The sequence below is a fragment of the Jeotgalicoccus huakuii genome, from assembly GCF_036665975.1.
Classification (GTDB): domain Bacteria; phylum Bacillota; class Bacilli; order Staphylococcales; family Salinicoccaceae; genus Jeotgalicoccus; species Jeotgalicoccus marinus.
In genome coordinates, this window is the sequence record NZ_JAVIYN010000011.1 from 1 (window position 1) to 23,072 (window position 23,072).

The 23,072-nt window shown below is 38.5% G+C and carries 19 protein-coding genes and 2 tRNA genes; 19 read left to right on the forward strand and 2 right to left on the reverse strand.

The genetic code is table 11. The annotated features are described in order from the left end of the window. Positions 1–79: 79 nt before the first annotated feature. On the reverse strand, positions 80–925 hold the full coding sequence (locus V6E76_RS06885; RefSeq protein WP_247351704.1) for a MurR/RpiR family transcriptional regulator: 846 nt from the start codon (positions 923–925) through the stop codon (positions 80–82). Positions 926–1,095: 170 nt separating this feature from the next. Between V6E76_RS06885 and V6E76_RS06890 the strand changes: the two genes are divergently transcribed. Next, on the forward strand, positions 1,096–2,427 hold the full coding sequence (locus tag V6E76_RS06890) for a sodium/glutamate symporter (RefSeq protein ID WP_247351702.1): 1,332 nt from the start codon (positions 1,096–1,098) through the stop codon (positions 2,425–2,427). Between the two features lie 11 nt (positions 2,428–2,438). Further along, on the forward strand, positions 2,439–3,560 hold the full coding sequence (locus V6E76_RS06895; RefSeq protein ID WP_247351700.1) for a tyramine oxidase subunit B: 1,122 nt from the start codon (positions 2,439–2,441) through the stop codon (positions 3,558–3,560). Positions 3,561–3,671: 111 nt separating this feature from the next. On the opposite strand, the gene V6E76_RS06900 is transcribed toward V6E76_RS06895, so the two are convergent. Beyond that, on the reverse strand, positions 3,672–4,127 hold the full coding sequence (locus tag V6E76_RS06900; RefSeq protein WP_247351698.1) for a DUF2975 domain-containing protein: 456 nt from the start codon (positions 4,125–4,127) through the stop codon (positions 3,672–3,674). A gap of 136 nt (positions 4,128–4,263) precedes the next feature. On the opposite strand from V6E76_RS06900, the gene hutP reads away from it, so the two are divergent. From hutP to V6E76_RS06985, 17 genes are all read left to right on the forward strand, one after another. Then, entirely contained in the window at positions 4,264–4,707 is a 444-nt protein-coding gene (gene hutP, locus V6E76_RS06905; RefSeq protein ID WP_247351697.1) for a histidine utilization transcription antiterminator HutP, read from the forward strand. Between the two features lie 93 nt (positions 4,708–4,800). After that, positions 4,801–6,291: a histidine ammonia-lyase gene (gene hutH, locus V6E76_RS06910; RefSeq protein WP_247351695.1), complete on the forward strand. Its 1,491-nt coding sequence runs from the start codon at positions 4,801–4,803 to the stop codon at positions 6,289–6,291. Between the two features lie 21 nt (positions 6,292–6,312). Beyond that, a complete protein-coding gene (gene hutU, locus V6E76_RS06915) occupies positions 6,313–7,971 on the forward strand; it encodes a urocanate hydratase (RefSeq protein ID WP_247351693.1) in 1,659 nt (552 codons plus the stop codon). Beyond that, positions 7,971–9,218 (forward strand): imidazolonepropionase, encoded by a 1,248-nt coding sequence (gene hutI, locus V6E76_RS06920; protein ID WP_247351691.1) that lies wholly within the window; start codon positions 7,971–7,973, stop codon positions 9,216–9,218. The genes hutU and hutI overlap by 1 nt, the downstream gene beginning before the upstream one ends. 288 nt (positions 9,219–9,506) lie before the next feature. After that, entirely contained in the window at positions 9,507–10,784 is a 1,278-nt protein-coding gene (gene serS / locus V6E76_RS06925; protein ID WP_247351689.1) for a serine--tRNA ligase, read from the forward strand. Between the two features lie 66 nt (positions 10,785–10,850). Then, positions 10,851–11,771, forward strand: coding sequence for a DUF2232 domain-containing protein (locus V6E76_RS06930; protein WP_247351686.1), 921 nt, complete (start codon positions 10,851–10,853; stop codon positions 11,769–11,771). Positions 11,772–11,773: 2 nt separating this feature from the next. After that, positions 11,774–13,750 (forward strand): GGDEF domain-containing protein, encoded by a 1,977-nt coding sequence (locus tag V6E76_RS06935; protein WP_247351684.1) that lies wholly within the window; start codon positions 11,774–11,776, stop codon positions 13,748–13,750. Then, entirely contained in the window at positions 13,747–14,193 is a 447-nt protein-coding gene (gene rplI / locus V6E76_RS06940; RefSeq protein ID WP_247351682.1) for a 50S ribosomal protein L9, read from the forward strand. The genes V6E76_RS06935 and rplI overlap by 4 nt, the downstream gene beginning before the upstream one ends. A gap of 23 nt (positions 14,194–14,216) precedes the next feature. Next, positions 14,217–15,605: a replicative DNA helicase gene (gene dnaB / locus V6E76_RS06945; RefSeq protein ID WP_247351680.1), complete on the forward strand. Its 1,389-nt coding sequence runs from the start codon at positions 14,217–14,219 to the stop codon at positions 15,603–15,605. Between the two features lie 114 nt (positions 15,606–15,719). Next, positions 15,720–17,006, forward strand: a complete 1,287-nt coding sequence (locus tag V6E76_RS06950) for an adenylosuccinate synthase (RefSeq protein ID WP_247351678.1) — start codon at positions 15,720–15,722, stop codon at positions 17,004–17,006. A gap of 216 nt (positions 17,007–17,222) precedes the next feature. Beyond that, positions 17,223–17,294 (forward strand) — tRNA-Glu (locus V6E76_RS06955). A gap of 34 nt (positions 17,295–17,328) precedes the next feature. After that, a tRNA-Asp gene (locus V6E76_RS06960) sits at positions 17,329–17,401 on the forward strand. A gap of 119 nt (positions 17,402–17,520) precedes the next feature. Continuing rightward, entirely contained in the window at positions 17,521–18,222 is a 702-nt protein-coding gene (gene yycF, locus V6E76_RS06965; protein ID WP_026867074.1) for a response regulator YycF, read from the forward strand. Next, positions 18,223–20,073, forward strand: a complete 1,851-nt coding sequence (gene walK / locus V6E76_RS06970; protein ID WP_166626394.1) for a cell wall metabolism sensor histidine kinase WalK — start codon at positions 18,223–18,225, stop codon at positions 20,071–20,073. Further along, positions 20,066–21,379, forward strand: coding sequence for a YycH family regulatory protein (locus V6E76_RS06975; RefSeq protein ID WP_198687212.1), 1,314 nt, complete (start codon positions 20,066–20,068; stop codon positions 21,377–21,379). Before walK ends, V6E76_RS06975 begins: the two co-directional genes overlap by 8 nt. After that, entirely contained in the window at positions 21,379–22,125 is a 747-nt protein-coding gene (gene yycI / locus V6E76_RS06980; RefSeq protein WP_166626392.1) for a two-component system regulatory protein YycI, read from the forward strand. Before V6E76_RS06975 ends, yycI begins: the two co-directional genes overlap by 1 nt. A gap of 5 nt (positions 22,126–22,130) precedes the next feature. Beyond that, positions 22,131–22,919: an MBL fold metallo-hydrolase gene (locus V6E76_RS06985; RefSeq protein ID WP_166626391.1), complete on the forward strand. Its 789-nt coding sequence runs from the start codon at positions 22,131–22,133 to the stop codon at positions 22,917–22,919. Positions 22,920–23,072 lie beyond the last annotated feature (153 nt).

Below are 23,072 nucleotides of genomic sequence, written 5' to 3' on the forward strand. Positions count from 1 at the left end.
CTTTTTGTGGTTAGAGTGTTTGCTGGTCTTCGAAAATAAGACGAGTTCGTGGAAATCAAATACATTGCCTATAAAATTACTACAACTGAGTAATGTCTTTATCTGCGATTAATGCACCGACTTCTTTAAGAATTTCCTGTCTGTCATCATCGAGGTGACTACCGAGTACGACGGTCAAAGTTTCAACCAAGGAAATCGCTGGGACAATTGAGTAATGTTTGTCGAAATGTGCGAGTTTCATAGTCACTGTTGCAAGTGGAATAATGGTGTTGTCTGGATTGTCTGTTATTAAGATAATGGGTATACCTTTTTCAACAGCATATTCTGCAACTTGATAAGTCAGTTGAGTAAATTGCGATAAAGCGATGAGTACTAAGACTTCATCTTGTTTCATATGATAAAGTCTGTCGAATACAAAGTGTGGCTCATAGCTGAGTTGGTTACATTTTGGATAGAATTGATTGATAGAGTTTTCTAGGTAAATGGCGACTGACCTAGATGTTCTCAAGCCAAATATATTAATACGGCTTGAATTTTTGAAAATCTCTACAGTGTCTGAAATAGACTGCTCTAAATTTTTATCCATGGAATATTGTTGTAAGAGGTTGATGTTTTTCCAGATGTACCTACTTTGACTTTCATTATCGTCACGCTGATCATCTTCAAATTGCCACCAAGTCGGTGCATGGCTTTCGATTCTTACTTTGTGAATATCAACTTTGAATTCATTTAGACTACTATAACCGAGACTGTTGATTGTTCTTAGAATCGTTGTTGTCCCTACTCCTGATTTTTCTGCCATTGTACTAATCGAGTATATTTCGATGTTTTGATAATTATCTAGTATAAAATCACAGAACTGTTTTTGTTTCTTACTCATACTATCTTTTTCTTCAATAATTTTTCTTATTATATTATTTGTCATTTGTCCCTACCTCGCTATTGGACTTTTCTATATTATACCTTCTAAAAATTATTTTACACTAGATTAAAATAGAATATATATTCCTTTTTAATGATTAAAAAGTTTACTTTTTCCATTTAGTCTGATATATTTTAAGTGAATGAAAACGCTTTATAATAAAGGGGGATTTTATGGAGTTTACTGTTTGGGAGATGTTAACGGATTTCGGGTTAATTTCTATGTTGCTTATTCTCGGTGTAGTCATCCGTGCCAAGTTCACGTTTATACAGAGAACCTTTATGCCGGCAAGTATTATCGCAGGAATCATTGGACTGATTTTAGGTCCGTTTGCACTTGATGTACTTCCATTTACGGATTTTATAGGTACATATCCCGGCCTATTAATCGCATTTGTTTTTGCGTCGTTACCCTTTTCCACCGCTAATTTTAAATGGTCAGAAGTCATTAATAAGGTGGGTGGGCTTTGGTCATATTCCCAAGTGATTATGCTTCTATTTTGGGGCGGCGGTTTAATATTTGCCCTCATTTTTTTAGGCCCAATATTCGATGTGCATAATGGTTTTGGGCTGTTACTTGCAGCTGGTTTTGTTGGCGGACATGGAACAGCCGCTGCACTTGGTGATGCATTTCATCAACAAGGTTGGGAAGAAGCCACTTCACTCGCTATGACCTCAGCAACAATTGGAGCTATCACTGCCATCGGCTTAGGAATTTTTTTAATACGACGTGCAGCGGAAAAAGGTCATACAAACTATATTCAAAAGTTTGAAGATCTTCCTAAGGGTTATAAGACTGGTCTTTTAGAAGAAAAGGATTACACTTCCATGGGTGAAGAACGTGTATCATCAATTGTTATTGACCCTTTGATTTTCCACGTTATTTTAGTCGTTACTGCTACCGCCATTGGTTATTACCTCAGTATTTTAGGTGAAAATTTAATGGAAGGTGTAACTATTCCAGCCTTCTCCCTAGCCTTTATTGTCGCTTTGTTGATGAGAATCTTTATCGAAATGATTAAGGCCGATAAATACCTAGATAAAAATACTATGTCAAAAATTGGTGGCGGGGCAACGGACTATCTGGTTGCTTTTGGTATCGCATCAATTAACCTAACAGTCGTTGCTCAAAATCTAGTACCATTCATAATTCTTATGATATTTGGAATCGTCCTAGCCTATGTTTTCTACAGATATTTCTCAGGTTTATATTTCAAAGAAAATTGGTTTGAAAAAGGAATCTTCACTTTTGGATGGATTACTGGTGCAGTAGCGATGGCGATTGCCCTGATTAGAATTGCGGACCCTAAACTTGAGAGTAATACTTTAGACGACTTTGGCTTAGCGTACGTTCCTATTGCTCCCGTTGAAATAGCGATTATCACTTTCTCACCTATCTTTATATTGAACAGTCAGCACTGGTTACTTGCAGGCATATTAATGTTAGCGAGCATCGTGATATTACTCATCTCTAGAAATAGAAAATGGATTTCATTTAAAAATTAGGAGTGAATTTAATGTCTAGTAAAGTAGAATTTTTATATTTGTCAGAAGAAGAAATGATTGAAGCGGGCGCCTTAGATATGAAACAATGTATTGAAACACTTGAGGAAATGTTTGTACTCTTAAGTAAGGGGGACTACCTACTCGGTGGACCTAAAAGAAATGATCATGGCCTAATGCTTTGGTTTAATGAGAATGAAAAATTCCCGAACATCCCAGTTAAAGGTCCAGATAGACGGTTTATGTCACTAATTTCTTATTTAGGCGGCGACTTTAATGTTGTCGGTAACAAATGGTATGGTTCAAACATTGCTAATGCTGAAAAAGGATTACCAAGATCAATTCATACATTTACTCTAAATGATAAAGATACAGGGGCTCCTCTATCTATAATGGCAGGTAACTTAGTATCATCTGTTCGTACAGGTGCAGTACCAGGAGTTACAGCAAAGTATCTAGCTAAAAAAGATGCAAAAGTCATCGGTGCAGTGGGTGGTGGTGCAATTAACCAATCTTGTATTGATGCTATTATTAAAGGTGTTCCAGGCATTGAAAAAATTGTTCTTTACGACATCAATTTAGAAAAAGGTAAACAAATCGCTGGGAAATTAGCAGAAAAACATGGTGTAGATGTTGAGGCACTTGATGACATAGACCAAATGCTTGAGCAATCTGACATCATTACAGTAGCAACATCCGGTGCAGTTAAGCCAAAAATTAATGATGCGAGCTTAAAACCAGGCGCACTACTTATTCTCACAGGATCAGCAGATCTTGATGAAGAATTTTATCGAAAAAATCGCTTAGTATCAGATTTATGGTCCATGCATGAAAAATGGTTAGAAGATGGTTTAAATCATCCAGATGGATTGGATAGTATAGACTGGGCAATGACCTATCAACTTCTTAAAATGATTAATGATGGTGAATTTGAAGCCAATGATATCGATGATTTAGGTGATATTATAGCCGGAAATAAAGAAGGTAGAAAGTCAGAAGATGAAATCATTGTAATGCTAACAGGTGGACTGCCGACGGAAGACGCCGCTTGGGGTTATAAGATCTATAAAAATGCGCTAGATAAAGGTATTGGTACGAAACTACCACTATGGGAAAATTCGTATCTGACTCAATAAGTGGATTTGTGTTTATATATGTACGTGGATATTCGGCGAGTATCCACGTATTTTTGTTTAGTGAGGTGTTGCGTGAACTCGTCATCTCCTCAAGTTCCAGCAGAAGGATATCTATGTCATTTTCTGCAGATCAATCGCCTTAATCAGTATATCTTTCAATACCAATATTAAAAAATAGATAGCGAAGGGTATGAATAGTATACCGACGCCAAATAGGACAAAGCCTGGTGCGTCATCAAGGTGAGCAACTGTAACAAAGAATGGCATGAGACCTAAAGAGATAATCGCAATCGCAAGAATGAAGTTTTGAATCCTGGTCATGATGGAAAGTGCGCGTGTTGTAAATATTTCATCTTTGTCTATAAGTGATAGCATTTTGAAAAAACTAAAAATAATCAAAAGGCCTAAAATCATATCGATCCACAGAACAGCTGCGAGTAAATATTGAACGAAAAGAATATCAACTTCTGCTGTGAAAAACTGTATACCGATTAAAAATCCGAAAAATAATAGAATGACGACTAAAAAACTTAAGGAGAGTCTCAATACGTTTGTTTTTTTAAACATAGCTATACCCTCTTTCAATAATATAAATAAATTTAGCATTGTCGCCCAATATAAACAAACATTACATTCTTGTATTCTAAAAATGAAAGCGCTATAATGGACATAGTTATTAGACATTAGGTAGGTATAAATATATATGAGTCAAAATACACATCGTGATTTCGGAAAGTTTACTACACTTGTTGCACTGACAGATGAGACAACAGCATTAGATATCTTACCTCAGTTTAAGTCATTTAAGATTATGACGGGTAAAGTAGGTTCTATGGATTTAAAAAAAGTCATCTCATCGGTAGAAACTGCTGCAAAACGTGGTGATATTATTGATGGAGATATATACCGAGAGACACACTCACTCTACCATGCGATTCTAGAAGCCTTACAAGGTGTAACTCGTGGAGATCTCAGTGTTGGAGACATCATGCGAACTGTTGGATTGACTTTTTCAATTGTCAGAGGGAATCCGTACGATAGTGATGATGAGGGTGAATGGCTCGCTGTTTGCTTTTACGGTACCATTGGTGCACCAATTAAAGGTAAGGAACACGAAGCGTTAGGTTTAGGAATTAATCACATTTAAATAATCAGTGTCATAGACATTAGCTAATAGGGACATGAGAATCCAAGTGGATTTTTATGTCTTTTTTTAATACGTAAATTTAGGAGGGATTACATGACAGTTTTACAGCTCGAGGGAGAAAATTTAAATATTGAGGCGCTCAAAGATTTCCTGGGAAATACAGACAGCGTTGTAGAAATTTCAGATGAAGCTTATCAAAGGGTCAATCATTCAAGAAAAGTAGTTGATAAAATTATCGACCAAGAGAAGACAATTTACGGCATCACAACAGGGTTTGGTCTCTTTTGTGATGTGTTGATTTCAAAAGAGAAGGTGAAAGATTTACAGGTGAACCTAATTCGCTCGCATGCTTGTGGTGTGGGTAAACCTTTTGATGAGCCCGTTGCTCTACTCATGATGATATTGAGACTAAACACGATGCTTAAGGGACATTCTGGTGTGACAAGAGATCTTGTAGATCAACTGCAACTCTTCATCAACAAAAGGATTATTCCAGTCGTGCCTGAGCAAGGCTCACTGGGTGCCTCAGGTGACCTCGCCCCACTGTCTCATATGGCACTCACTTTAATTGGTGAAGGAGAGGTATTTTATTTAGGTGAACAAAAGCCGACGGGACAGGTTTTAGAATCCCTAGGTATTGAACCTATTACCCTTCAGGCCAAAGAAGGTCTGGCACTTATAAATGGTACTCAACCTATGACGGCTCAGGGGGTCATTAATTACATTGAGGCCGAAAAAATGATGCAGGACAGTTTTTGGATTGCTTCACTGACTCATCAGAGCCTAAACGGAATTACAGATGCTTATAATCATCAGATTCACGAGTCACGGGGTTATCCGGAACAAATCTATGCTGCACAACAAATGCTCGACTATCTCGAAGGTTCTAAGCTGACAACAAGACAAGGTGACTTAAGGGTTCAAGACGGCTACTCAATTAGATGTATTCCACAAGTCCATGGGGCATCGCTACAGACCTTAAAATACGTGAAAGAAAAATTAGAAATTGAGATGAATGCAGCAAATGATAACCCACTTATCTTTAGTGAGGATGAAGTATTCTCTGGAGGTAACTTCCATGGGCAACCGATAGCTATTGCAATGGACCTCTTAAAAATTGGGGTCGCTGAAATCGCAAATATTTCAGAGAGACGCATCGAACGTCTCGTCAACCCGGCCTTAAACGGCGATTTACCTGCCTTTTTAAGTCCAGAAGAAGGACTTCAATCTGGTGCGATGATTTTACAATATGCTGCAGCAAGTCTAGTATCTGAAAACAAAACGCTCGCCCACCCTGCTAGTGTGGATTCTATTCCATCATCAGCTAATCAAGAAGATCACGTTTCTATGGGGACCATTGGTTCAAGGCATGCAAGAGACATTATTAACAACACAAGAAATGTCTTAGCGACTGAGCTTTTTATTGCTTTAACTGCGGTTGAAATTAAAGGAATTGATAAATTATCACCAAAAACGCTTGAGAAGTTCAATGAGTATCGTCTAATCGCAAATTTCATAGACCAAGACCGTAATTTTTCATATGAAATTAACGACCTATCAAAGGCTTTAAGAGAAGTGTTATAAAAATCAAAGGGGATGACCAATATGGTTAGAGAAATCAAAGCTAAAAAAGGCTTAGAAATCGAGTGTAAAGGTTGGGAGCAAGAAGCGGCATTACGTATGCTTTATAATAATTTAGATCCAGAAGTTGCAGAACGTCCGGAAGATTTAGTGGTTTACGGTGGCATCGGTAAAGCAGCGAGAAACTGGGAGTCTTTTGAAGCAATCGAAAACACTTTAAGAAATTTAGAGGCTGATGAAACGATGTTGATCCAATCCGGTAAGCCTGTGGCAGTATTTAAAACACATGAAGAAGCGCCGAGAGTGCTCTTATCGAACTCTGTACTGGTACCGAAATGGGCAACTTGGGAACACTTCAACGAACTGGACAAAAAAGGACTCATGATGTACGGACAAATGACAGCAGGTTCATGGATTTACATCGGCTCACAAGGCATTGTTCAAGGCACATATGAAACCTTTGCAGAACTTGCCAATCAAAACTATGACGGTAGTCTACGTGGAACGGTAACTTTAACTGCTGGTTTAGGCGGTATGGGTGGTGCACAACCACTTGCAGTGACTATGAATGAAGGCGTCGCACTTTGTGTGGATGTTGATGAAACTAGAATAGATAAACGCATCGAAACACGTTACCTAGATGTGAAAACAGCATCACTGGATGAAGCATTAGACTTAGCGGACAAGGCAAGAAATGAAGGACGCCCGTTATCAATTGGGCTACTTGGTAATGCAGCTGAAGTCCACCATGAAATACTAGGTCGTGGTTTTAAAATTGATGTCGTGACAGACCAAACATCTGCCCATGATCCATTAAACGGTTATGTACCTGAAGGCTATTCTCTAGAAAAAGCAAAAATCTTAAGAGAATCTGACCCCGTTAAATATGTGAAATTATCAAGTGAATCTATGGCCAAACACGTTCAAGCAATGTTAGCCTTTCAAAAAAATGGCTCAGTCGTCTTTGATTATGGTAATAATATTCGCCAAGTTGCCTATGATACAGGTGTAGACAATGCCTTTGATTTCCCTGGCTTTGTACCAGCTTATATTCGACCTTTATTCTGTGAAGGTAAAGGACCATTTAGGTTTGCAGCCTTAAGTGGAGATCCGAAAGACATAGAAGCAGCTGATAAAAAGATGCGTGAACTGTTCCCAGACAATGAAAAACTACTCCGCTGGTTAGATATGGCAGAAGAGAAGATTGCCTTTCAAGGTCTACCATCAAGAATTGCATGGTTAGGCTATGGGGAACGTGCCAAAATGGGACTAGCCTTAAATGACATGGTGAAGTCAGGTGAACTTTCTGCACCCGTTGTTATTGGACGAGATCACTTGGACTCAGGATCCGTTGCTAGTCCGAACCGTGAAACTGAAAGCATGAAAGACGGCAGTGATGCAGTCGGAGACTGGGCAATTCTTAATGCTCTAGTTAATACAGCTGCGGGCGGATCATGGATTAGTGTTCACCACGGTGGCGGTGTGGGTATGGGCTACTCGCTGCACGCTGGTATGGTTGTCGTAGCTGATGGGACCGACCGTGCAGCACGTCGTCTCGAACGTGTATTAACATCAGATCCGGGTATGGGTGTTGTAAGACACGCTGATGCTGGTTATGATATCGCGATTGAAACAGCCAAGGAAAAAGGCGTCAATATTCCAATGCTAAAGGAGAATCAATAATGAACGATTTAATGATTACAAATATAAAATCTTTAATTTTACCGAAGAAAACAGAAGGACCATTGAAGGGTAAAGAGATGGACGAACTTGAGATCATTGATGATGCAGTCGTTGTCATCAATGATAAAAAAATCGTCTATGCAGGAAAAAATACAAGCGATTTTGAAGCTAACGAGGTCATTGATGCACAAGGTATGATTGTCTCCCCTGCCCTAGTTGAGCCTCATACACATGTGGTTCACGGTGGCTCTAGAGAGCATGAAATGTCACTGAAACGCCAAGGTGTGGACTACTTAACCATACTTGAACAAGGTGGCGGTATTCTAAATACTGTTGAAAGAACGAGAGAGACAACAGCTGACGACTTGTTTAATAAGGCTGCTAAAAATATTACTCGCATGATTCAACATGGTGTTTTGGCCGTTGAAAGTAAGAGTGGATACGGACTAGATAAAGATACAGAGCTCAAACAACTCGAAGTATCGAAACGACTAGAAGCAGCATTTCCAATTGAAATGCGTCATACCTTCCTAGGCCCACATGCAATTCCTAAGGGACGAGACTCAGAAGAATTTCTGGATGAAATGATTGCCTTACTCGATGATGTAAAAGAACTAGCAGATTTTGCAGATATCTTTACAGAAACAGGGGTCTTCTCTGTTGAACAATCTAGAAAGTATATGGAAAAAGCGAAAGAAAAAGAATTTAGAGTCAAAATCCACGCAGATGAAATTGATCCACTTGGTGGTTTAGAACTCGCAATTGAACAGGATGCAATTAGTGCAGACCATCTAGTTGCGGCAAGTGAAGCGGGTAAAAAACAACTGGCTGACTCAAATACAGTTGCTGTCTTATTACCAGGGACGACATTTTACCTAGGTAAAAATGAATTCGCTGATGCACGTGGAATGATTGATCAAGGCGGTGCTGTTGCACTTGCTACAGATTACAACCCTGGTAGTTGTGTGACAGATAATCTTCAGATGATCATGGCAATAGCAGCCTTAAAATTGAAGATGACACCGAATGAAATTTGGAATGCAGTCACAGTTAATGCAGCACAAGCAATCGATGTGGACAGAGGCACAATCGATGAAGGTGATGATGCTAACCTAGTCATTTGGGATGCACCGAATCATGAATATATTCCATATCACTACGGCGTCAATCACGCTCATACTGTTATTGCTAACGGTCAAGTAGTATTTGAACGTCCAGGACTTAAACTAAAAACTTGCAATTTTTAGTTTGATAAGCTAAGATAACATCAAATTAATAATTACTACTTCCGAAAGAAGCAGTAGCAAGACCGTCAACTCAAGAGAGGTTATGGTTGGTGAAAATAACCGTCGGAATTGTGAATTTCTATCTTTCATTCAAGAAGTAGTCGGCTTATGCCGTTATCAGTTAGAGATGGTATCAGTGTACTGATGCTAATTAGGGTGGCAACGCGTAGACCACGTCCCTTACCGGGGACGTGGTCTTTTTGTTTGCTGACTTAGATAGCATTATAAATAAAAATTGGAGGTCATATTATGTTAGACATTAAACTGCTTAGAAAAGATACGGACAATGTGAAGAAAAAAGTTGAATTAAGAGGTTTAGATCCTGTAGTCATTGATGATATTTTAAGCCTTGATACAGAACGCCGTGAACTAATTCAAAAAACAGAAGAATTGAAAAGTCAGCGCAATAAAGTCTCTCAAGAAATCGCAATTAAAAAGAAAAATAAAGAAGATGCTGATGATGTCATTAAAGAAATGCGTGAAGTCGGAGAAGAAATCAAAGATATTGATGAGCGCTTAAATACGATTGAAAAAGAATTTCACGATAAAATGAGCCGTATTCCAAACCTAATTCATGATGATGTGCCTCAAGGTAAGGATGATAGTGAAAATGTAGAAATTAGACGTACTGGAGAGCCGAGAAACTTTGACTTTGAGCCAAAAGCACACTGGGATATCCTAGACGATCTAGAACTTGCAGACTTTGACCGTGCTGCTAAAGTATCAGGTGCGCGCTTTGTCTACCATACAGGTGACGGTGCGCGTCTAGAGCGCGCACTGATGAACTTCATGTTAGATGTTCATGCGAAAAATAACTACCGTGAAATGATGACGCCACAGATTGTTAGAGCTGAAGCAATGTATGCAACCGGTCAATTACCAAAATTCGGTGAAGACTTATTCAAAATTGAAGATGAAGAAATGTACACAATCCCAACATCGGAAGTAACACTTACAAACTTCCACAAAGATGAAACATTAAAGAATGAACAACTGCCAGTGAAATTCACTGCTCAAACAGCGTGCTTTAGAAGTGAAGCGGGCTCAGCAGGTAGAGATACACGAGGACTAATTCGCCTACACCAGTTCAACAAAGTTGAGATGGTACGCCTAGAACGTCCAGAAGATTCATGGCAAGCACTAGAAGAGATGACGGAACATGCAGAAAACATCTTAAACCTTTTAGAAATCCCTCACCGCACAGTGCTATTATGTACTGGTGATATTGGTTTTGGTTCTTCTAAGACATACGACGTTGAAGTTTGGTTACCAAGCTACAATGATTATAAGGAAATCAGTTCAATTTCAAATATGACAGATTTCCAAGCACGTCGCGGCAACATTAAATTCAAGCGTGATAAAGATTCTAAAGCTGAACTTTTACACACCTTAAATGGTAGTGGACTTGCTGTTGGAAGAACGATGGCTGCCCTACTTGAGAACTATCAAAATGAAGATGGTACTGTCACAATTCCGGACGTTTTACGACCATATATGGGTGGTCAGGAGAAGCTTGAAAGGTTATAATATAAATACTCGATGCTCCTATTCGCACTTAATAGGAGCATTTATTTTTAAAAGAGGAGTGTAACATTGAATAACAAAATATCTACGGGTACCTTAGCCCTTACACTGCTCGCTGTTACAGTTTATATAATGCTCACAGAAATCACCTTAGTATTTGGTGCTGTTGTGATGCCATTCGCGGTATACTTACTATTAAAAATTAAACAGCAATCGGCAACGAATTACTGGATTCTATTCTTCAGTTTCCTAGTTCCAGCCTTGCTCTTTTTATCACCGCTTGCAGCGGCATGTTTCATCATTCTATACATCATAAGTAGTCTGTTAGATTACACACTTAAGAAAAAATTGTCTCAAGAAATCACGATATTTTATACGACATTTGCACTTGGCCTTAGTGTGATGGCCATGGTTTTAATCATGCAAATGATGGGCTTCTTAAGACCTTTATCAGAAATATATTCAACATTTAGAGACTGGTATAAAGAACAATTAAATTCAGTTAGCGCACTGACACCAGAAGCACTAGATCCAGAGACAATCTTGCAGTCATTAGATTTATATTTTCAAAATCTACCAGCCTTCCTCATCATAGGGAGCTTTTTCTTGGCAGTTTACGTCATTCTTATCGTTAGGATATTGCCAAACGATACGATAAAAATGTGGCACTATAGAAGCTTTGATAAGTGGATGATGCCACGCATGTTACTTTATGTGTACATGATCATCTTCTTAATTACACTCTTTAGTGGTAACTGGGAAGAAAGTACAATATCACTATATAGTAATATCTCAATCATCGTTGAATCAGCAATTTTCATCCATGGACTTGCATTTGCTTATTATTTTATGATTAACAAGAAGGTAAATAAGGTATTATCTATTATCATTTTGATTCCGCTTGCCATCTTTAGACCACTTACAATCCTTATTGGTCTATTCGAAATGATATTTAGAATCAGGTTGATTATGGAATTGAGGAGGAAGTAGCAATGTTTCGAGTATTAGATAAAAAATTGATGCTCATACCTTTTATCGTATTGGCATTTCACATTGGAATACTTAGCATTGCTATGGTGCTGAACTATACGGTATTTGGAATTATCGCTATCTTGGTTAGTATTGTGATATTAATCTTGGTTTATATTTATTTACATCGTTGGCTCGTCTTAAGTGAGAATCGCTTATTAGAGCTTTCTAAAGATATAGCCGGTGCAAGAAAATATGTTATAGATGATCTACCACTTGGCGTTATCATGTTAAATGACGATGAGGAAATCGCATGGATGAACCACTATATGTGTGAGCAGATTCCTGAAGATTATCATCATGAACCAATCAACAGAGTCTTCCCGAATATTATGACAACCCTAAAAGCGAATAATATACAGTCTATTGACACATCATATGGAGATAGGAAGTATCAGGTTCACTATTATGATGAACATAATTCACTGTTACTCCTAGATATTACCGATGAGAAAAATATGGAAGTCGCCTTAGAAGATAAGGATCCTGTTATCGGAATTTTATTCCTCGATAATTATGATGACATGACTCAGAACATGACTGAGGCACTTAAGAGTGATTTAAACAATAGTCTGACTAACATCATTAATGACTGGGCGACAGAAAATCATGTCTATTTAAGACGTTTTTCTAATGACCGTTTTATTATGGTGATGTCAGCTAAAAGTCTATCTAAAATTGAAGAGACTAAATTTGTTTTACTTGACCAGGTACGAGAGAGCTCAGATGCACATGGTGCTCAAATTACGCTAAGTATCGGTATTGGTGAAGGTTCAAGAGACTATATTGAGGTCGGTGAGCTAGCGCAATCTTCTTTAGATTTAGCACTCGGTCGCGGTGGCGACCAAGTTGCAATCAAAACTATCAATGGTAGTGCAAGATTTTACGGTGGTAAGACAGATCCAATGGAAAAACGTACACGTGTTAAAGCACGCGTCATGGCTCATGCTTTAAGAGATATTCTCTTAGAGGGTGACAATGTCATCATTATGGGTCACAAGAGCCCTGATGTTGACTCAATTGGTTCTTCAATTGGGGTTGCAAAAATTGCTTCCTCCAATGGCATTAAAGCAAATATCATCTTAAATGACGAAGATATTGATGAAACTCTATCCCGCTTGATGAAAGAAGTCGAAGCTAAGGAAGACTTATATAATATCTTTATTAACAGCGAAGATGCATGGGATAAGATGTCTCCAAAAACAACGGTTGTTATTGTTGATACACACCGTCCGTCCATGGTGCTTGATGAAGATATTCTTAATAAAGCGACGAGAAAAGTGGTTATCGACCACCACAGACGTGCAGATGATATGATATCAAGTCCCCTACTCGTTTACATGGAGCCTTATGCTTCTAGTGCGAGTGAGCTTGTTGCAGAGTTATTAGAATATCAAAACAAACAGAAGAAACTCTCTCGTATTGAGGCAACGATTATGTTGACTGGTATTATTGTTGATACGAGAAACTATACACTACGTACGGGGTCACGTACCTTTGATGCGGCAAGTTACTTACGTAGTAACGGTGCGGATCCAGTACTTGCACAAACCTTCTTAAAAGATGATATTGATACGTTTATTGCCCGCAGTTACTTAATTAAGTCAGCCGAAATAAGTGACAAAGGTATCGCAATCGTTAAGGCAGATGATACGATGACATATCATCCAGTGACAGTAGCTCAGGCTGCAGACCAACTACTACAAATTGAGGGTGTTCAGGCATCATTTGTTATGGCGATTAGAGAAGATGAAACGATTGGTGTTTCAGCGCGTTCTCTCGGCCAGGTCAATGTCCAAATCATCATGGAAGAAATGAACGGCGGCGGACACTTAACGAATGCTGCAACGCGTATAGAAGGCAAAACAATGGATGAAGCGTATAATGAATTAAAAGAAGTCATTGATACTTTTATTAATAATAGGAGTGACAAAGAATGAAGGTAATATTTTTACAAGATGTTAAGAACAAAGGGAAAAAAGGCGAAGTAAAAGAAGTAGCAACAGGTTATGCACATAACTTCTTGTTTAAAAAAGGACTTGCAGAAGAAGCTAATCAAGCAAATTTAAAAAAATTAGAAGCGCATAACGAAGAGGTTCGTCAACAAGAAGCTGATGAACTTCAAGCAGCTAAAGATTTAAAAGTTGAACTTGAAGGTAAAGAAGTTGAAATCAAAACTAAAGCTGGAGAAGACGGTCGTCTATTTGGATCCGTTAGTTCTAAGCAAGTTATTGAAGCATACCAAAGTCAGCATGACGTAAAATTAGATAAGCGTAAGTTAGATATGCCAGAACCGTTTAAGAGTTTGGGCTACCATAAAGTGAATATCAAACTTCATAGTGAAGTGGAAGCAGAGTTAAAAGTACACGTTGTTGAACAGTAAATTTAAGTTAGGAGGAATCGATAATGGAAATGAATCGCCGTATGCCACACGATAATGATGCAGAACAATCGGTGCTCGGGGCAATCTTTATCGATTCCTCTATCTTTTTAAATGTGGCAGAAGTCATTGAACCTGAAGATTTCTTTAGACATGAGCATCAACATATTTTCCGTGCGATGATGCTATTATCTGAAGAAAATGCTGAGCTTGATGTTGTGACGATTTCAGATAAGTTAAGGTCGATGGATGAACTCAATAACACGGTTAACCCACGTTATTTAGCGGAACTCGCAAATGTCACACCGACGAGTCGTAATTGGCAGTTCTATGCAGATATTATTGCAAGACAGTCGCTTAGACGTAAATTGATTGCAGTCGCAGATGAAATTGCGAATGATGGTTTTCAAAATGAAGTCGACATAAATGACTTACTTTCAGAAGCTGAAGCACGTATTATGGGTGTTTCTGAAGGTCGTCGTAATGACGGTTTTAAGTCCATGAAAGACGTTGTGCATGAAGTTTATGAACAAATTGAAGCACTGGCTGGGAATGATAATGGTATTACGGGTATCCCGACAGGATTCCGTGATTTAGATTTCATGACGTCCGGTTTTGGTCGTAACGATTTGATTATCCTTGCAGCCCGCCCGTCCATGGGTAAAACAGCCTTCGCTTTAAACATTGCGAGCCATGTTGGGACTGCACCTGCAGGCTACACTGTTGCTGTATTTTCACTCGAGATGGGTGCGGATCAATTGGTAAGTAGGATGATATCGAGTCAGGGTATGATCGACGCGACGAAACTCCGTCAAGGCTCACTCGACCATCAGGACTGGGATAACTTCACAACGGCAATCGGTACACTGGCGAACTCTAAGATCTTCATCGATGATTCAGCGGGTATACGTGTCAATGAGATTAGAGCGAAGTGCTTAAGACTCAAACAAGAACATGGCCTCGATATGGTCATCATTGACTACCTCCAACTCATTCAAGGTTCGGGAAGTCGTCAAGGTGAAAACCGTCAGCAGGAAGTCTCAGAGATTTCACGTATGCTAAAAGGCTTAGCACGTGAAATGCAGTGCCCTGTCATTGCACTGAGTCAGCTCTCTCGTAGTGTTGAAGCAAGACAGGATAAAAGACCGATGATGAGTGACTTACGTGAGTCAGGCTCAATTGAGCAAGATGCAGATATCGTTGCCTTCTTATACCGTGATGATTATTATAATCGTGGTGATGGTGAGGATGACGAAGAAGGTGCTCAGAGTGTTCAAGATGAAATAGAAATTATATTAGCTAAGCACCGTAACGGCCCTACAGGGACAGTTAAACTGATATTCAACAAATCGTATAGCAGCTTTTTCGATCAAGATCGAAGAGATTATGACGATAATTATATACCGCCAGCTTAAAAGTCCGAATGTTTTTCATGAGACTTGTGAAAAACGTTCGGAATTTCTTGATTTTTAGTATGAAGATTGGTAGAATAATAAACGGTAAATAATCAATCATTTGGAGGCAATCATATGTCTGGAACAGTAGTTGTTGGAACACAATGGGGAGACGAAGGTAAAGGAAAGATTACAGACTTCCTATCTGAAGATGCACACGTTATTGCACGTTTCTCAGGCGGAAATAATGCAGGTCATACGATTCAATTTGGCGGAGAAACATATAAACTTCACTTGGTACCATCAGGAATTTTCTACGAAGACAAGCTTGCAGTCGTCGGTAACGGGGTTGTTATCGATCCAATCTCTTTAATCAAAGAGCTTGATGGATTAATCGAACGTGGTGTGAGTGTAGATAACTTACGAATTTCGAACCGTGCACAAGTCATCTTACCGTATCACCTACTCCAGGATGAGTTGGAAGAAGAAGCTCGTGGAGATAATAAAATTGGTACAACTAAACGAGGAATTGGCCCTTCTTATGTCGATAAAGTTCAGCGTATCGGTATTCGCATGGCAGATTTAATAGATGCTCAAGTTTTCGAGCGTCGTTTATCGGAAAACCTTAAGATCAAAAATCATACATTAAAAGCTTTATATGATCACGATGGCTTCACATACGAAGAAATTTACGAACCATATAAAGCAGCTGCAGAACGTTTAGCACCGTATGTATGTGATACTTCTAAGCTACTAGATGATGCTTTCCAAGGTAATGAAAATGTACTATTCGAAGGTGCACAAGGTATCATGTTAGATGTAGATCATGGTACTTATCCATTCGTTACATCAAGTAACCCAGTTGCAGGTAATGTGACAGTTGGTTGTGGTGTTGGTACAGCAAACGTGAAAAATGTTGTCGGTGTGTGTAAAGCCTATACATCACGTGTTGGAGATGGTCCATTCCCAACAGAACTATTTGATAAAGACGGCGATCACATCCGTGAAATCGGACGCGAGTACGGCACAACAACAGGCCGTCCACGTCGTATTGGTTGGTTCGATTCAGTTGTATTACGTCACTCACGCCGTGTGAGTGGTATTACGGACCTATCACTTAACTCGATCGACGTATTAAGTGGATTAGAAACGGTTAAAATCTGTACAGCCTATGAAATCGATGGTGTTGAAATTACAGAATACCCAGCAACATTAGAAGACTTAAAACGTGCAAAACCAATCTACAAAGAAATGCCAGGTTGGTCAGAAGACATTACGGGCGTGAAGTCATTAGACGAACTACCTGAGAATGCTTATAACTACTTACGTGAAATTGAGAAGCTAAGTGGTGTATCTATCTCTATCTTCTCAGTAGGTCCAGACCGTAACCAAACAAACTTACTAAAAGACTTCTGGGCATAAGTTATATATTATGAAGCACCTCGATTTTTAATCGAGGTGTTTTTTGATTAGTTGTTATGAAGGCGTGCTCTGGTGTTAGCTCGGCTTCGAAATCAAAACTACAAGACACAATTAAGAAATTAATCAATTCCACTAGTTAAAACTACAAAAAACTATTGTATTCAAATTTCGCTTCATGGTATAATATATTTTGTGTTATTTATCTATTAAGAATATGGCCCGTTGGTCAAGCGGTTAAGACACCGCCCTTTCACGGCGGTAACACGGGTTCGAGTCCCGTACGGGTCACTTTTAATTTTTATTAAAACTGCATAAGTAAGTTGGTCCCGTGGTGTAGCGGTTAACATGCCTGCCTGTCACGCAGGAGATCGCGGGTTCGATTCCCGTCGGGACCGTCTGTAAGAGTCTGTAGCAATTAAGCTATCAGACTTTTTTATTTGCTTGAAAAGTGATACATTTAAAGATGGATAAGTTTACGTATACTATTATGTACGCGAAACGGAGGGGCATTAAAATGGTTAAGAAAATTGTTGTTGTGGATGATGAAAAACCGATTGCAGATATATTGGAATTTAACTTAGAAAAAGAAGGTTACGAGGTCTACTCAGCCTATGACGGTAACGATGCTTTGGAATTAATTATGGAGACAGTCCCAGATTTAGTACTTTTAGATATTATGCTCCCAGGCATGGATGGTATGGAAATCTGCCGCGAGGTACGTAAAAAGCATGACATGCCGATTATTATGCTCACTGCCAAAGATTCTGAAATCGATAAGGTACTTGGTTTAGAACTCGGTGCAGATGATTATGTAACAAAACCCTTTTCTACTCGAGAGCTCATTGCAAGAGTGAAAGTTAATTTGAGAAGAAACAGTGTATCAACTGCTAAGGAAGAAGTGCCAGAAGACAAGAATATTTATATTCGAGATATTACAGTAATTCCCGATTCTTATGCGATTAAAAAGTTCGGTGAAGATATTGATCTAACACACCGTGAATTTGAGTTATTCTTGTATTTAGCTAAACATAAAGCACAAGTGATGACACGTGAACACTTACTTGAAACTGTATGGGGTTATGATTACTTCGGTGACGTTCGTACAGTCGATGTTACCGTACGTCGCTTACGCGAAAAAATAGAAGATGACCCGAGTCACCCAGAGTACATTATGACACGTCGTGGTGTTGGTTACTTTATAAAAGGTGATGACTAAATGAGGCAGTTTTTGAAAAACCTAAAATCCTTACAATTTAAACTTGTAATGATCTATATGCTCTTGATCATTATTGGTATGCAAATTATAGGATTGTATTTTACTAACAGCTTAGAGCGGGATTTGGTTGGGAACTTTAAAAACAGCATAGAATCTCAAGTATCGATTATCGATACTAGAATCAAGGAAATCTCGGAAGAGACTGGAGATGATCGGGCTGAAATGTTTAGCCAGATTCAAACGCTCTTAGCTGATTATGGGAACAGACCCGATATCGAAGAGATTCGTTATATCAATGCGGATAATGTGCTTGTAGGTACAAGCCGTATCTCTAATGAATCAATGGTTGGCTCAAGAATAAGTGATGACCTCTCTCAAGATGCCCTGAATTCAGGTATCGCTAACGATGAGATTTTCGTCAATGTAGACAAGGACGACCAACGCGTCTGGATTTTAAATCAACCGCTTATCATCGACGATCAAGTTGTCGGTGTTATTTATGTTGAATCAAATATGGAAAGTGTGTATCAGCAGTTAGAAGCAATCAATAATACCTTTATTATTGCGACATTCTTCTCTCTTGTCATTACAAGTATACTCGGTATTTTTGTGGCGAGAACCATCACTAAGCCAATTACAGATATGAGAAACCAAGCCCTCTTAATGTCCGAAGGGGATTATACATCACGTGTACAAATTTATAGTGATGATGAAATCGGACAATTAGCAGGTAGTTTTAACATCCTTTCTAAGCGTGTTCAAGAAGCCCAGGCGAATACAGAAAGTGAAAAGAAACGTCTCGATTCAGTAATTACACACATGTCTGATGGCATCATTGCGACCGACAGAAAAGGTCGTATTAGAATCGTTAACGATATGGCCATTGGTATGTTGAATCTAAATAAATCACCGTATGAGCTCCAAGGCGATGATATGCTCAATATTCTTAAACTGGGTGAAGACTTAAACTTAGAGAACATCATTCAGGAAGCAAACGAGAGTCATCTGATCTTCATTGATACAACGGATGGCGTTACAACGATTCGAGTGAACTTCTCTACAATCGTTACAGATACTGGATTTATTAATGGTTATATTGCTGTATTGCATGACGTTACAGAACAAGAAAGAATCGATGCAGAACGTCGTGAATTCGTTGCGAACGTATCGCACGAATTACGTACTCCACTGACATCTATGAGCAGTTACTTAGAAGCGTTACAAGAAGGTGCATGGCAGGATGAAAATATCGCACCGAAATTCTTGAGTGTAACGAGAGAAGAGACTGACCGAATGAGTCGCTTGGTTGAAGATCTCTTACAGCTTTCAAGAATGGATAATGATGCAGAAGAAATATCAACAGAAGTCGTCGACTTCAAGTTATTCATTAACCGTATTATCGACCGCTTTGAGATGACACATAAGGATGAAGTTGTTTTCAATCGTCACATCCCTGACGCACCGTTATTTACAGATATCGCTGTCGATAAGATGGGTCAGGTATTAGATAACGTCCTTTCCAATGCAATTAAGTATCAGCATGGAAGTCCGAAACGTGTCGATATTCATTTAAAACAGAATACCCTATATAATCGCATGACTGTACGTATTAAAGACTACGGTCTAGGTATCCCATCAAATAAAGTAGAACGTATCTTTGATAGGTTCTACCGTGTCGATAAAGCACGTGCGCGTAAAATGGGTGGTACGGGTCTTGGACTCGCAATCACTAAGGAAATTGTTGAAGCACACAACGGTAAAATTTGGGCGAACAGTGTAGAAAATGAAGGGACAACAATCTTTATCAACTTACCTTGTGAAGTGATAGAGGAGGATGAGTGGGATGTATAAAGGCATATTCAAATCAGTCCTCCTCATTGTACTTGTCTTAACTAGTGTCGTTTTGACCTACAGGGTATGGAGTTACGAACCAGAGTTTTCAGAAATAGATACAACACTTGAAGGCACTACAAATATTGGTCAAGGTGAACGTGTTACATTTGAACAAGTCATGAGTACTTATCAGATGGTCAAGGTTAGTGGTGATGAAGTTAAAGGAACCACAGAACCTGAGACTTTAATTGAGGTTAGAGAACATTTAGATGGCTCCAATGTGACGAGTATGAACATCTATAACTCTATTAATAACCTGAGCGTTCGTGGTGAAGAGACACAGGAAGAAGAGTTTTTAATCATTGATTATTTTTCAGATGTACCCTCTAAGTCGCTATTTCAGATGCTGGGTTTAAATCATGATGAGACGATAGCTGAATTCTCCTTTGATCGTATTGTTGTAGATATGAAAGAAGAAAATGTTGTTTTCAATTTACTAGACGAAAGTCGCTCTAGAGTTGCCGTTGTCGAAACGGATATTAGTGCAGACTTCTTACAAGGTCTCGTAGATGACCATGAAGAAAACTTTGAGGATTATACTGCAATCATTACCAATCAAAATACGTCAAACAACATGACAGCGATATATGGACCTTCTTCCCCTGGTAGCTTAAATGTAGAGAGATTTATGATTTCACAGATCAATGTGGACGTTATGAACAGGGTTATGTTTATGGATCAACCTGTAGAAAGTCCATCTTCAGGAGAGACTTCGATTTATGAAAGTGAGAATAGTATTGCAACGTTTAATCCAGAAACCTTTGAGTATAACTATACAAACTTAAACGAAGCGACAACTGCGAGTGATAACGAGCATAAAACAATTCAAGATATATATTATTTCTTAAACTCTCATAACGGCTTAGCTCAAAATAATCTCTTATTTGAATATAATCCAGAAGAAAATTCAGCAACCTATCGATTTACCCTACATGGACGAGTGATTTTTAGTAATTCACTCTCATCATCTACTACGGTTAAATACGGAAATAATTCAGTGTACGAATATTCCATACCATTGATTCGTACGGCTGCTAAAGTTTCAGATGGTGGAGAAGTTGAACTATACGATATAGAGAACGTCCGTTATCAAATTGCATTAGATGACAACTTAGATTTACAAAAGGTTTCCAAAATTGTCCTAGGTTATGATATGACTTATGCAAACGATGATACTGATTTTGAATTTATTGATTATACACCACAGTGGTATGTTAAATACGACGGTACATGGATGAAATTTAATGAAGGAGGCTTATCATAATGGATTGGAAATTAACAAAATCTATTTTCCTAGCCGCCTTTATCGTCATCAACCTCGTTTTAATCTATATGATATATAATGAATCAAATGAAGAAGTCAGCCGTCTATCAAAGCAGTCAGATGTTTTATCGAAAACGAATATAGATACATCCGTACTCGAAGATTATGAAAGTAGAGAGATGCAGATGATCGTTGGAGAACCTGCAGATATTAAGACTGAAGACGCTAATTCAGCAGATGATTCGACAAATAATCAAACCACTGTACCAGTAGATGAAGATGTGGCATTTACACGCGGTGGACTTGAGGAATTTAAAAACAATTCGGTTTACAAAGGCGAAGCGTATCATTATGATGAAGTAATGAGTGAATCTGACGCAGTCGTCTTCAACCAAATGTATGAGGATTATCCAATTTTCTCTAACGAACTTGCTAGGTTATACTTCAGTGAAGAACCAATGACGGTGTCACAAGGTTATATAGAAAGTATAAAACCAAGTGACTATTCTGTTAAGCAAACTGTTAGAAATCCCAATGTCATTATTGAAGAATTGTATATGAACGAAGATATTACTGGTAATGCAGTAATAGAAAGTGCAAAACTGGGTTACTACATCATACTAGAAGAAAATAATCAGGTGATGATGAGACCAAAATGGCAGTTCGAAATCACAGATGGTGATATTGAGCGCATATTATATGTAGATGCACTAAGTCAGACAGAAGATATTATTGAGAGAGAGTGAAGCACATGAAGATGAGCGTATTAGCAAGTGGCTCAACTGGAAACAGTACATTCATAGAATCAACTGAAGGCAGTGTACTCGTTGATGTTGGACTATCGTGTAAAAAAACGGATGAAACGCTCCATCAAATTGGCAAATCACTCCAAGATGTTGATGCTGTATTTATTACACATGAGCATGTAGATCATATTAAAGGTTTAAAAGTGATTGCTAAAAAGTACGATATTCCAATCTATGCCAATGAGAAAACATGGCAGGCCATAGAACGTAAGGATATTATTGTTAATCCCGAAAAGAAATTCTTGTTTAATCCAATGGAAGAAAAAGATATCTTAGGAATGAATATTCAATCGTTTAACGTGTCACATGATGCGATTGATCCACAGTTCTATACTTTCTCTAAAGAGAACAAGAAAATCTCATTGATTACAGATACAGGCTACGTATCAGACACAATGAAAGGTATTATCAAAGAAAGTGATATCTTTGTCTTTGAGTCCAACCATGATGTTGATATGCTTCGTATGGGGCGTTATCCATGGAATACTAAACAAAGAATCCTGTCAGACGTTGGTCACGTTTCAAACGAAGACGCTGCCCATGCTATGAAAGACGTTATTACTGACAGTACAAAACGCATTTATTTAGGACATTTGAGCTTGGATAATAACATTAAAGAACTCGCACGTATGAGTGTTGAACAGATTTTAAATCAGTATGACATCGATACTCATAACGGTGTAATGATATGCGATACAGATAAAGCTGTACCGACAGAACTGTATCAAGTATAGAAGATAGCCAGATTATAGGAGACTGTAATCTGGCTATTATTTTAGCGAATAAACAAGTTATCCACAGAGATAATAAAAACTGTGGGTAAATGCGTTTATAATGTGGAAAAAGATGTGGAATTCAAAAAAATGAATAAGAAAATAGGGTTTCGC